The sequence below is a fragment of the Plantibacter sp. CFBP 8775 genome, assembly GCF_014839505.1.
Classification (GTDB): domain Bacteria; phylum Actinomycetota; class Actinomycetes; order Actinomycetales; family Microbacteriaceae; genus Plantibacter; species Plantibacter auratus.
In genome coordinates this window covers 1,316,529-1,328,953 of the sequence record NZ_JACYNV010000001.1, presented here as the reverse complement: position 1 = coordinate 1,328,953, position 12,425 = coordinate 1,316,529, and the positions used below count along the sequence as shown (strand labels likewise).

The window sequence follows — 12,425 nt, the reverse complement described above, 5'->3', positions numbered from 1 at the left end:
GGTTACTGGGCGCGCATCCACGCTTCGATCCCCGACGCGTCGATGGGCAGCGCATCCGACAGCACCTCGGCGCCGCCGGCCGTCACGAGGAGGTCGTCCTCGAGCCGGACGCCGATACCGCGCAGTTCCGGCGGCACCGTCTCGTCGAAGGCGTGGAAGTACAGCCCCGGCTCGACCGTGAGCACCATACCGGGCGCCATCGAGCCACCCTGGTAGGCCTCATAGGAGGACTTCGCGCAGTCGTGCACGTCGAGGCCGAGGTGGTGACCGATGCCGCACACGAGGTACCGCCGGTGCTGTTGCCCCATCGGGCTGAGCGCCTCGTCGACGGACACCGGCAGGAGGTCCCAGTCGTGGAGTCCTTGCGCGATGACCTCCATGGCGGCGTGGTGGAAGTCGGTGAAGTCGCGGCCCGGACGGACGGCGGCCATCCCGGCGCGGTGGGACGCCTCGACGAGGTCGTGGACGCGCCGCTGCTCCGGGCTGAAGGTGCCCGAGACGGGGAAGGTCCGGGTGACGTCCGCCGTGTAGAACGCACGCGTCTCCACGCCCATGTCGAGCAGGATCGCGTCCTCGGGTCGGACCGGGCCGTCGCAGCGCACCCAGTGGAGCGTCGGTGCGTGCGCGCCGCTCCCGACGATGGTCGAGTAGCCGGGGCCGTTCCCGGTGGTGCGGGCGTGTCGGTCGAAGGTCCCCTGCAGCCAGCGCTCACCGCCGCCGGCGACGGCTGTCGGCAGCTCCCGGATCACGGCGGAGAACCCACCGACGGTCGCGTCGACCGCTCGCCGCAGCTCCACGATCTCCCACGCGTCCTTGATCATGCGCAGTTCCGAGAGCACGCGGCCGAGTTCCGGCGCGACCGTCAGCGGCTCGAGCGCGCGGTGCCGCGAGGTCAGGGTCCCCGCCAGGAGCGGTCGTTCGACGCCTCGGAGCGCGTCGGGCAGCGCGGCGAGCACCTCGACGCGGAGGTCGAGGACCGCCGACCAGTCGGCCGGCCCTGGCGCCGAACCGACCCAGAGCTCGCCGTGGTTGGCGTCGGCGAAGAACCCGGTCTCGCCCGGGTGTGCCGGTGCAGGGACGTACAACGTGGCGTCGTGGCCGGCACCGCTCGGACGCAGCACGAGGACCGCGTCCTCGGCGGAGCAGCCGGTGAGCCAGAAGAAGTCGCTGTCGGGGCGGAAGTCGTAGTTCGAGTCGTTGGCCCGGACGGGCGCGCGACCGGCGGCGACGACGAGCGTCCGCCCGACAAAGGCCTCGCTCAGCCGACGACGGTGCTCGGCTGCGGCCGCGGCGATCCCGGGCTCGACCGGCGGCGTGCGGTCGGGGGTGCCCCAGCCGGTGCCGAGGAACTCGCGGAACGCCGGCACCTCTGCCAGGCGGGGCAGCTTCGGGTCCGGGTTCGCCGGGCGCGGCATGGACGTGGCCGGTGCCTCAGTGGTGGCGGGCGCGAGGCCCGCCGTCTGCTCGGGTGCCTGCTGCTGCGTGTCGGTCATGCCTGCTCCTCGTCCGCGCGACGGCCGCCGCGCTCGTCCACCATCGAGAACAGGCGGCGCACCACGGCGGCGTCCTGGATCCCGTCGTGCTCGTACTCGTTCGTGACCCAGGCGGTCGCCCCGCAGACGGCGTCGACCGTCTCCAACTGCAGCTGCGCGTCCACATACATGTCGTCGAAGTACACGGCCGCGGCGAGCGGCACCGTGCTCGCCTGCAGGACCGCGGGGTCGTACAGCGGGTCCCAGTCGGTCTTGGCCGCCAGTCGCTCCACCGCACCCTGGAAGGGTCGGAGCGATCGGATCTCCTCGAACATCCAGGGGTAGACCATCTCGCCCGTGAACAGCAGCGGCCTGGCCGTCTCGGCGAACGCCGGCCGTGCATCGCGCTCGGCCTGCGCCGCCCACGCGGTCGCCCCCGAGCCGGCGGCACCGTAGATGCTCTCCTGCAAGGCGATGAAGAGGGGGTTGTCGACGTAGGACGTCCTCCCCCAGACCTGCGCCAGGAAGGTGTCGCTCAAGCGGTCGCCGCTGTCGAACGCCTCGTCGAGCAGCCAGTGGAGGCGCTCGTAACCGGGCTTCATCCCGAAGTCGATCCCGAGGTTCTGGAAGCGCCGCACGGTGAGTCGGTCGCCGTCCGGCAGGAGCACCTCCTCGGCGGCGAGTCGGTCGGCGATCCGCGCGACGGTGTCGACGTCCTGGGGGTACCGCTCGGCGAAGGCCCGGTTCTTGCGCTCCGTGCGCGGATAGGTGCGGCGGTAGACCTCAGCCGCCGACGGGTGGATGCCCGCAAGACCGCCCGTGACGTAGCAGGCTGCCAGTCCCTCCGGGGCTCGTGAGAGGTAGGTGAGGGTGAGGAACCCGCCGTAGCTCTGACCGAGCGTCGACCAGCGACGGCCACCGAAGACGGTGCGGCGCAGGTACTCGGCGTCGTCGACGATCGAGTCGGCCCGGAAGCGTTCCAGGTACTCGGCCTGTGCGGCAGCGTCACCGACGGCCGCGATGGACCGCCCGTCGATCCTGGTGCTCCGGCCGGTGCCGCGCTGGTCGAGCAGCACGAGCCGGAAGGTGCGGAGGGCCTCGGCGACCCAGCCGTCCCTGGACACCGGACGCGGGCCTTTGCCGCCCGGTCCGCCCTGGAGGAACACGAGGACCGGGAGCTGCTCGTCGCGACGCAGGGGGTCGACGAGTTCGCGGGCGAACACGCTGATCGTGCGGCCGTCGTCGGGCCGTCGCCAGTCGAGCGGGACGTCGACCGTGTGGTCGGTCACGTGGATCCCCGGCAGCAGGGAGGTGGTGGTGCGGTGGGTCATACCTCTGTCCTTCCGGCGGCCGATCCGTGCGTCCGCTCCTGTTCGAGCATGGTGGCACGCGCGGCCTCCCAGCTCGGGTCGATCGTGGGCACGGCGGCGAGCAGGGTCTTCGTGTACTCGTCCTGCGGGTGGTCGAAGATCGCCTCGCGGTCACCCTGCTCGACCACCTTGCCCCGGTGCATGACGGCGACGTCGTGGGCGATCTGCCGCACGACGGCGAGGTCGTGCGCGATGAACAGGTAGCTCAGGCCGCGCTCGGCCTGCAGGTCGCGCAGCAGGTCGATGATGCGTGCCTGCACCGACACGTCGAGCGCCGACACCGCCTCGTCGCAGATCACGAGCTTCGGGGAGACGGCGAGCGCCCGGGCGATCCCGATGCGCTGGGCCTGGCCGCCGGAGAACTGCCGCGGGTAGCGCTGGAGGTGGTCGGGGTTCAGGCCGACGCGGTCGAGCAGGTCGCGCACGAGGGCGCGCTTGCCCTGCTTCGGGGTGATGCCCTGGTAGTCGAGCGGTGCCGACACGATGCGCTCGACGGTGTGCCTCGGGTTGAGGGAGGAGAACGGGTCCTGGAAGACGACCTGCACCTTCGTCCGGAACGCGGCGAGCGCCGGCCCACGCGCGGCGGTGACGTCCTCACCGTCGAAGGTGATCGTGCCGGCGGTGGGTTCGATGAGCTTCGCGATCATCCGCGCGGTCGTCGACTTGCCGCTGCCCGACTCTCCGACGATGCCGAGCGTCTCGCCGGAGCGGACGGTGAACCCGACGTCGTCGACGGCGCGGAACTGGGTGGTGCGTGCGCGGAACGCCCCGTCCCCCTTGGTGGTGAAGTCCTTCGTCAGCCCGGTGGCCTGCAGGAGCACGGGTGCGTCGTTCATGCCTGTCCCTCTCCGGTCGTGGCGGGTGCCGTCGGCCGCTCGGTGAACGGGTCGTCGATCCGCGGAAGGGCGTCGAGCAGTGCCCGGGTGTACGCCGCCTGCGGCCGGGAGAAGATCTGTTCGGCGGTGCCCATCTCGACGGGGTCGCCGCCGCGCATGACGAGCACGTCGTCGGCGACCTGACTGACGACGGCGAGGTCGTGGGTGATGAAGATCATGCCGGTGCCGGTCTCCCGTTGCAGCTCGGAGAGCAGGTCGAGGATCTGCGCCTGGACGGTGACGTCGAGCGCCGTCGTCGGTTCGTCCGCGATGAGCAGGTCGGGTTCCAGGCAGAGCGCCATGGCGATCATGATGCGCTGCCGCATGCCGCCCGAGAACTGGTGCGGGTAGTGGTCGACTCGCCTGGAGGCGTCGGCGATGCGGACCCGTTCGAGGGCTTCGATCGTGACGGCCCTGGCGGCCTTCCGGGAACCGCCGCGATGGGCGCGGTACGCCTCCTCGATCTGCAGCCCGACGGTGTAGTACGGGTTGAGCGAGGAGAGCGGGTCCTGGAAGACCATCGCGATCCGGTCGCCGCGCACACGGCGCATCTCGCGGTCGCTGCGCCCGACGAGCTCGTGTCCGCTCAGCCGGACGCTGCCGGTCGTACGCCCACCGTTCGGGAGCAGCCCCATGATCGCGAGCGAGGTCATGGACTTGCCGGAGCCGGACTCGCCCACGATGCCGAGGGTCTGGCCGTGCTGGACCGCGAACGACGCCTTCCGCACCACATCGACGTCGCCGGAGGTGGTCGGGAAGGTGACGGTGAGGTCGTCGACCTCGAGCAGCGCTGCGCCGGGGACGGGCAGGGAGATGGTCCTGGTGACGGTGGGGCTCATGCGTTCTTCACTCTCACTCTCGGGTCGAGGAACGTGTACACGACGTCGACCACGACGTTGCCGATGACCACGAAGAACGCGGCCAGGAGGGTGACGCCCATGATGACGGGCTGGTCGTTCTTCGCGATCGAGTCGGCGGCGAGCTTGCCGACGCCGTTCAGTCCGAACACCGTCTCGGTGATGAGGGCGCCTCCGAGGAGGCCCGCGAAGTCCATGCCGAAGAGCGTGACGACGGGCGTGAGCGCGGGCCGCAGCGCGTGGCGGCGCAGGATGAGGGGCGCGGGCAGGCCCTTCGCCCGGGCGGTCCGCATGAAGTTCTCACCGAGGGTGTCGATGACGTTCGCCCGGACGAGCCTCGCGTACATCGACGCATAGCCGAGGGCGAGCACGATCCACGGCATGAGGTAGTTCTGGAACCACCGGACCGGGTCCTCGGCGAAGGGCACGGCCTGCGGGAACGGCAGGATCTGCAGTTGCACCACGAGGACGTACTGCAGGAGGAGCGCGAGGAAGTAGTTCGGCAGGCTGATGCCGGCGAGCGCGACCATCATCGCCCCACGGTCCCAGCCGGTCCCCTGCTTGACGGCGCTGAGCAGGCCACCGCTGACGCCGACGAGCAGCCAGAGGACCGCCGCACCGATCGCGACCGTCGCGGTCACGGGGAAGCGCGCGGTGATCATGTCCATGACGGACTCGTTGGTCTGGAAGCTGAAGCCGAGGCACGGCGCCGCGCAGGAGACCGCCGAGGCGCCCTCCCCGTAGCTCCGGCCCATGACGATCCCCCGGATGAACTCGAGGTACTGCTGCCAGAACGGCTGGTCGAGCCCGAGCTGCGCCCGGATCTGGTCGATGCGGTCGGGGGTGCAGGTCTTGCCGCAGATCTGCACCGCCGGGTCGGGCGACAGCAGGAAGAAGATGACGTAGGTGAAGAGGCTGATGAGCAGCAGGATGCCGATCGCCGACGCGATCCGGCGCAGGAGGTAGAGGGTCATGAGGCGGCGTCTCCCGAGTCGAGGGCCTTGCGCAGGCGGTCGCCGAGCACGGTGAAGGACAGCACCGTGAGGAACAGGAAGGTGCCGGGGATCAGGAAGTACATCGGGTCGACCGCGTACCAGCCGACCGCGGTCGCGATCATCTGACCCCAGCTCGGCGTGGGCGGGGTGACGCCGACGCCGAGGAAGGAGAGGCCCGCCTCCGTGCCGATGTAACCGGGAACGGCGAGGGTGGCCAGGACGATGATGGTGCCGCGGAGGTTCGGCAGGATCTCGCGGAAGACGATGCGGATGCCCCCAGCGCCCGACGCGCGCGCCGATTCGACGAACTCGCTCGTCCGCAGCGACATCGCCTGACCGCGCACCACCCGGGCGGTGTACGGCCAGCCGAAGAGGCTCAGCACCACGACGAGCAGGACCGGTCGGTTGCCGGCGGGCAGGGCCGACAGGAGCGCGATCATGAAGATGAGCGACGGGAACGCCATGAGGAAGTCCATGACGCGGGAGACGACCTGGTCGACCCACCCGCCGTAGAAGCCGGCGAGCATGCCGAGCACGACGCCGAGCACGGTCGTGACGATCGTCGCCGAGACGGCGATCGACAGCGACACCTGCGCACCGAAGGCGATGCGCGCGAAGATGTCGCGTCCGTTCCCGGGTTCGACCCCGAACCAGTGCTCGGCGGAGATCCCGCCGAGGTTGCCGATCGGCACGCCGCCGAGGTCGGAGTCCACCGCCGACTTGTCGAAGGTGTACGGACCCCAGCCGCTGATCGCGGTGATCAGCGGGGCGAGGATCGCGAGCAGCACGACGAGCACGATGAACGCGACGCTGAGCAGCACCGGTGGGCTGGAACGGAGGGTGGCGATCACCCGCCGCGCGGGGGTGGGCGCACCGACCGGCGCACCCACCTCCTCGGCGACGGTGGTCAGCTCACTGGGAACGGACGACGACATCTGCGGCTACCGGCTTTCCGACTACTTGCCGGCCGAGGACAGGCCGACGGAGACGTAGTCGATGCCACCGGAGTACCCGGCGTGCGAGTACGCACCGGCGACGTTGGCTCCGACGACCATGACCGTCTTCTCGAACAGCAGCGGCACCGTCGGCACGAGCTTCTGGATCTGCTCGTCGAGCGCGCCCCAGGCGGCGTTGGCCTCGTCGGTGTCGGTCATCGCGCGGATCTCGGCGATGCGCTCGTTGACGGCGGGGTCGTTCAGCTGCGCGATGTTCGAGTTGCCCTTCGGGAAGATCTGCGAACCGTCGAAGAGCGGCGGCAGGAAGGTCGAGCCCGAGGCCCAGTCCGGGCACCAGCCGGTGATGGCGGCGTCGTTCTGCTGCGACGTCGTGCCGATGACCTCGTAGTAGGTCGAGGTGTCGATGAGGTTGAAGTTCACCGTGATGCCGGCCTTCGCGAGCGCCTGCTGCACCGCCTCGGCCTGCGCCTGCATCTTGGGCTGGCTGCGGATGTCGAGCGTGAAGGAGAAGCCCTCGGGGAGGCCCGCCTCGGCGAGGAGTTCCTTGGCCTTCTCCGGGTCGCCTGCGTTGTCCTTGCTCGGGTAGAGGTCGAACTCGGTGTGACCGGCGACGGTGGGCGGCAGCATGGTGGTCGCGATGTCCGCGAGCTGCGATCCGCCCGAGGCGTCCTTCACCGACTCGCGGTCGATGGCGTAGGCGATGGCCTGGCGGACCAGCGGGTTGTCCATGTTCGGCTTGGTCGTGTTCAGGCCCATGTACGTGGTGCAGCCCTGGAGGCCGGCGATGGTCCGTGCCTTGAGTGCCGGCGTCTGGATCCGGGAGATGGAGGCCGCCTGGACGGACCCGGCGATCGCGTTCGCGTCGTCACCCTGGCCGGCGATCATGCGCTCGTCGATGGTCGAGGCGTCGAGGCCGAAGGTGAAGTCGAAGCCGTCCGGGTAGGCCTTGCGGACGTCGTCCGTCTTCGGGTCCCACGAGTCGTTGCGGACGAGCTTCAGCTGCGAACCGCGCTCGTAGCTGTCGACCTTGTAGGGGCCGGAGGCGATCGGCATCTTGTCGAGGCTCGTCGTCGTCACCCGCTCGGTGTCGGCCGGGAAGGGCGTGAAGCTGTTCTGCCCGACGACGCTCGCGAAGTCGGCGAACGGCTCCTTGAGCGTGAAGACGATGGTCTGGTCGTCCGGCGTCTGGATGGACGGCAGGTCACCCGTGATGTACGGGCCCTCGTACGAGTCCGTGCCGGCGATGGTGAGTCGGGCGTAGGGCGATCCGACGGCGATGGCCGGGTCGAAGGAGCGCTCGACGCCGAACTTCACGTCCTTGCTCGTGATCGGCGTGCCGTCCTCGAACTTCAGGTCGTCCTTGAGCGTGAACGTCCACTGGAGGCCGTCGTCGCTCACCGTGCCGAGGTCGGTCGCGAGGTCGGGGACCATCTCGGTGCCCTTGGCGCCCTCGCCCGTGGACTGCGTCGTCAACGTGCGGTAGATGAGGCGGTAGAAGTTGTTCACGCCGCCGTCGAAGCCCTGGACCGGGTCGAGGTGCGAGAAGTCCGCGTTCAGGAGGACGTCGACGGTGCCGCCCTTCACCGGGGTGCTGGACGGTCCGTCACCTCCCGAGCCCGAACCCGCGGAGGTACACCCCGCGAGGAGGAGGACGGCCGCCGCCGCGAGGGCGGGGATGGAGAATCGTTGCTTCATGACGCTCTGCTTTCGTGTCGATCGGGCGGGTCGCCCGCGGGTGGAGAGGGTGGAGCGGGGTCGGGGGACGGGAGGAGGTCAGTGGGCGCGGAACCAGACGCGCATGGCGCCCGGTTCGCGGTTGCCCCAGAGGGCGTAGGGGATGAGGGTCGCGGTGGTCTGCGTCACCGTGGCCGGCGGCGCGACCTCGGCGAGCGGTGCCGTGGCGGGCTCGGCGTCGGGCGCACCGGACAGGACCGGGTAGAGCACGGCCGGAGCGGGGGCGTCGACGGCCGCCGGGACGAGGAGCGCGACGGCGTCGATCCCCTCCCGGTCCAGGATCCGACGGTGCTCGACGACCGCGCGATCCGCGTCGGCGCCGGAGAACCGCAGGAGGTCGAGGTCCGCCGTCGTGTCCTGCTGCTCGGCGCAGGAGACGATCGGTCCGCGGACGAAGGCGATCGAGCCGCGGAGGGCGTCGACGGAGGGGTGCGCACCGTGCGCCCGGACGGGCATCGGGAGGTCGAGTTCCACGGTGTCGCCGGCACGCCACCACCGCCGGACACGGATCCACCCGTCGACGGGTTCGAGCGGCGCGGTCGATCCGCCCACGCGGATGGAGCCACCGACGACCCACGCGGGGATGCGGATGGCGAGCTCGACCTCGTCGTCGGCGGCGGTGTCCACCGTCACGGTGACCGCTCCGTCCCACGGATACGCGGTGTCGACGGTGACGGAGAGTCGCTCGGTCGTGATCGACGCCGCGGTGAGGTGGGCGACTTCGACACCGGCGGGGGTCGACGTCGCGAGGTGATCCTGCAGCTCCGCGGTCCAGCGCACGATGTTCGGCGGGCAGCACGGGCAGCCGAACCAGCTCCGCCTGAGGAGTTCACCGTCCGCCTCCGCCCCCGACCGCTGGAGGTGGTCAGGGCGACGCTGCAGTGGGTTGTCGTAGAAGAAGGCCATGCCGTCCGCGGAGAGCCCGGCGGCGTAGGCGTTGTAGAGGACGGTCTCGACGGTGTCGAGGACGGCCGCCGACCCGGTCGCGAGGTACAGGCGCCAGCCCCACTGCATCACGGCGATCGCGGCACACGTCTCGCTGTAGGAGCGTTCGGACGGCAACTCGTAGCGGTCGCCGATCGCCTCGTCGGAGTGTCGACTCCCGAGGCCGCCCGTGAGGTAGAGCTTCGTCTCCACCATGTCGTCCCAGAGCCGCTGCAGCGACGCGAGCAGCTCCTGGTCGCCGCGTTCGAGGGCGACGTCGGTCGCTCCGGCTGCCAGGTACGCCATGCGGACGGCGTGTCCGGTCACGGAGTCGAGGTCGCGCAGTGGGGCCGAGTCCTGGAAGTACTCGGCGGCGAAGACCCGGAGCTCGACCGTGCCGTGGCCGCGTCGGTCGATGAACGCGCTCGCGAGCTCGAGGTAGGACGGCTCGCCGGTCTCGCGAAAGAGCTCCACCAGGGCCATCTCGACCTCGGGGTGCCCGCACACCTGCGGGTCGCCGTCCGGTCCGAACCGTTCGACGGCGAGGTCGGCGAAGGCCCGTGCGACGTGCAGCAGACGGTCGTCGCCGAGACGACGCTTCGCGGCGACCGCCGCCTGGATGAGGTGCCCGAGGTTGTACAGCTCGTGGCCCCAGGCGAGGTCCTCCCAGGGTTCCTTCTCGATCTCCGGAGCCTGGAAGTAGGAGTTGAGGTAGCCGTCGTCGCGCTGCGCGGCTTCGATGACGCCGACGGCCTCCTCGTAGAAGTCGCGGACGTCGCCGGGTGCCGCCCCGACGACCTCGTCCTCGGCGAGCAGGTAGGCGAGGCCTTCGAGGGTCTTGAAGACGTCCGTGTCGAGGAACGGGTAGCGTCCGCGGAAGCGTGACGTGCCGTCCCCCGGGTCGGCGATCCGGGCGAGGTTGTCGAGGTTGCCGGCCAGGCGGAGCTGCTCGATCGAGTGCGGGACGGTGGCGTCCCGGTTCCGACGCTGCCACGCACCGAGTTCGCCGTCTCCCAGCGCGACCTGTCCGGCGCCCAGCGGGATGCGGACTCCTGCGATCGGTGCGACGGCGGCGTACCGGCCTCCCGCGTGCACCGCGGTGCTCGCTGCTCGGGCGTCTTCGTCGAAGCTCATGGGCGACAGGCCTTTCTGTACCGTGTGACACAGTACACGGATCCGGGTTTGTGGTGGGTGACACATTACTCACCTGTTCCAGCGGACTGTCAAGCGCCGACGACCGATTCCAGGAGATGGAAACACAGCCGTAACGCGCCACTCCCAGCAGACTCCTCGCCGGATGCGCTACGCTGGAGGAACTTGCGTGCGATCGCACCCTCCGGTGCGGTACTCGCTTGCGTCGTAGAACGCTCCCTCTCTCCCCTGCGCGGCACCCAGCGGTGCATGCCAGGGTCGATGACACTTCATACGGCGAACGGATGCGCGACCTGCGCCTTCGCCACCTCCCACCAGCGACGACGCCGACGGAAGCACGCCGTACCATCCACGTGAGTCATCACGTGCGTGGTCATCCCGGCAGTGCCCGCTACCGCACACGAGTGCGCCGGCAGCCGTCATCGAAGCTCGTGGCCGTGCCTGAAAGAGACACACACCCATGACCGAAGCAACCATCACCTTCGACGCCCTCGGCGTCCCGGCACCACTCGTCGCCTCCCTCGCGAAGGACGGCAAGACGAGCGCGTTCCCCATCCAGATCGACACGCTCCCCGACACCCTCGGCGGACGCGACGTCCTCGGCCGCGGCAAGACCGGCTCCGGCAAGACCCTCGCCTTCAGCATCCCGATGGTCGCCCGTCTCGGCGGCGCCCTCGCCGGTGGCAAGCGCCGCCCGGGTCGCCCGCTCGGACTCGTCCTCGCACCGACGCGCGAGCTCGCCACCCAGATCGCCGCGGTCATGCAGCCGCTGGCCGACGCCTACTCGCTGAAGACCACCACGATCTTCGGCGGCGTCTCGCAGAAGCGTCAGGAAGAGGCGCTCCGCGCCGGCGTCGACATCGTCATCGCCTGCCCCGGCCGCCTCGAGGACCTCATGAAGCAGGGCTTCGTGAACCTCGACGCCGTGGAGATCACCGTCCTCGACGAGGCCGACCACATGGCCGACCTCGGCTTCCTGCCGGTCGTCACGCGCATCCTCGACAAGACGCCTCGCGGCGGGCAGCGTCTGCTCTTCTCCGCGACGCTCGACAACGGCGTGGACAAGCTCGTCCGCAAGTTCCTGCAGAACGAGGTGCTCCACTCCGTCGACGAGGCGAACTCGCCCGTCGCCGCGATGACGCACCACGTCTTCACGACCCCCTCGGTCGAGTCGAAGAAGGACCTCATCCAGGCCCTCGCCTCGGGTAGCGGCCGTCGCATCCTCTTCATGCGCACGAAGCACCACGCCAAGAAGCTCGCGAAGCAGCTCACCGACTCCGGCATCCCCGCGGTCGACCTGCACGGCAACCTCTCGCAGGTGGCCCGCGACCGCAACCTCGCGGCCTTCAGCGCCGGGACCGCCAAGGTCCTCGTCGCCACCGACGTCGCCGCCCGCGGTGTGCACGTGGACGACGTCGAACTCGTCATCCACGTCGACCCGCCGACCGAGCACAAGGCGTACCTGCACCGCTCGGGCCGCACGGCTCGTGCGGGCAGCGCCGGTGACGTCGTCACCCTCGCGATCCCCGGCCAGATGGAGGACCTCAAGAAGCTCCTCCGCAAGGCCGAGATCAACGTCACCCCGCAGGCGGTCACCGCGACCTCCCCGGCGGTCCTCGAGCTCATCGGCGACGTCGCCGCCTACGTGAAGCCCGCGCCGCGTGCGGCCGTGCAGCAGCAGGGTGGTGGCGGTGGTCGCTCGCAGGGTGCCAACGCGCAGCGCAAGCGCGCAGCCCGCGACGGCAACGGCCTCGGCAACGGTCACCGCGACCGCGACGGCGCCCGTGCCGGCGCGAGCCGCGACAGCGCTCCTCGCGAGGGCGGCCAGGGCGGCGGCGGTCGTCGTGGCGGTCGTCCCGCCGGCGGCAACGGTGGTCAGGGCGGACAGCGCTCCGGCGCCGGTCGCTCGGGCGGTGCCCGTGCCGGTGCCGGTGCCGCCACCGGTGGCAGCCGCACGCACTACAGCACCGGCTACGCCGCGAACTCGGGCGCTCCCACCGAGTCCTCGCGTCCCCGGACCAACCGTCGCGCGTCCAGCGGCAACTAGCAGCGAACCGCTCGAACGAAGCGCCGTCCACCGCAGGGTGGGC

At 70.4% G+C, this 12,425-nt stretch carries 9 protein-coding genes; 1 reads left to right on the top strand and 8 read right to left on the bottom strand.

Annotated elements, in window-relative coordinates:
* Positions 1 to 2: 2 nt before the first annotated feature.
* From IFR14_RS06315 to IFR14_RS06280, 8 genes are all read right to left on the bottom strand, one after another.
* Positions 3 to 1,493, bottom strand: coding sequence for an aminopeptidase P family protein (locus IFR14_RS06315; protein ID WP_342365654.1), 1,491 nt, complete (start codon positions 1,491 to 1,493; stop codon positions 3 to 5).
* Positions 1,490 to 2,803, bottom strand: coding sequence for an alpha/beta fold hydrolase (locus IFR14_RS06310; RefSeq protein WP_191940595.1), 1,314 nt, complete (start codon positions 2,801 to 2,803; stop codon positions 1,490 to 1,492). The genes IFR14_RS06315 and IFR14_RS06310 overlap by 4 nt, the downstream gene beginning before the upstream one ends.
* Entirely contained in the window at positions 2,800 to 3,678 is an 879-nt protein-coding gene (locus IFR14_RS06305) for an ABC transporter ATP-binding protein (RefSeq protein WP_137242196.1), read from the bottom strand. The genes IFR14_RS06310 and IFR14_RS06305 overlap by 4 nt, the downstream gene beginning before the upstream one ends.
* On the bottom strand, positions 3,675 to 4,556 hold the full coding sequence (locus tag IFR14_RS06300) for an ABC transporter ATP-binding protein (protein WP_191940594.1): 882 nt from the start codon (positions 4,554 to 4,556) through the stop codon (positions 3,675 to 3,677). Before IFR14_RS06300 ends, IFR14_RS06305 begins: the two co-directional genes overlap by 4 nt.
* Complete coding sequence (locus IFR14_RS06295) at positions 4,553 to 5,548, bottom strand: ABC transporter permease (RefSeq protein WP_191940593.1); 996 nt, start codon at positions 5,546 to 5,548, stop codon at positions 4,553 to 4,555. Before IFR14_RS06295 ends, IFR14_RS06300 begins: the two co-directional genes overlap by 4 nt.
* Complete coding sequence (locus tag IFR14_RS06290; protein ID WP_064294392.1) at positions 5,545 to 6,480, bottom strand: ABC transporter permease; 936 nt, start codon at positions 6,478 to 6,480, stop codon at positions 5,545 to 5,547. The genes IFR14_RS06295 and IFR14_RS06290 overlap by 4 nt, the downstream gene beginning before the upstream one ends.
* Before the next feature lie 45 nt (positions 6,481 to 6,525).
* The gene (locus IFR14_RS06285) at positions 6,526 to 8,220 is read right to left on the bottom strand and encodes an ABC transporter substrate-binding protein (protein WP_191940592.1); all 1,695 of its coding nucleotides are present in this window, start codon (positions 8,218 to 8,220) and stop codon (positions 6,526 to 6,528) included.
* Between the two features lie 78 nt (positions 8,221 to 8,298).
* The gene (locus tag IFR14_RS06280) at positions 8,299 to 10,317 is read right to left on the bottom strand and encodes a glycoside hydrolase family 127 protein (protein WP_191940591.1); all 2,019 of its coding nucleotides are present in this window, start codon (positions 10,315 to 10,317) and stop codon (positions 8,299 to 8,301) included.
* Positions 10,318 to 10,795: 478 nt separating this feature from the next.
* Here IFR14_RS06280 and IFR14_RS06275 point away from each other — a divergent pair, with 478 nt between their 5' ends.
* Complete coding sequence (locus IFR14_RS06275; protein WP_191940590.1) at positions 10,796 to 12,382, top strand: DEAD/DEAH box helicase; 1,587 nt, start codon at positions 10,796 to 10,798, stop codon at positions 12,380 to 12,382.
* The last annotated feature ends 43 nt before the right edge of the window (positions 12,383 to 12,425 follow it).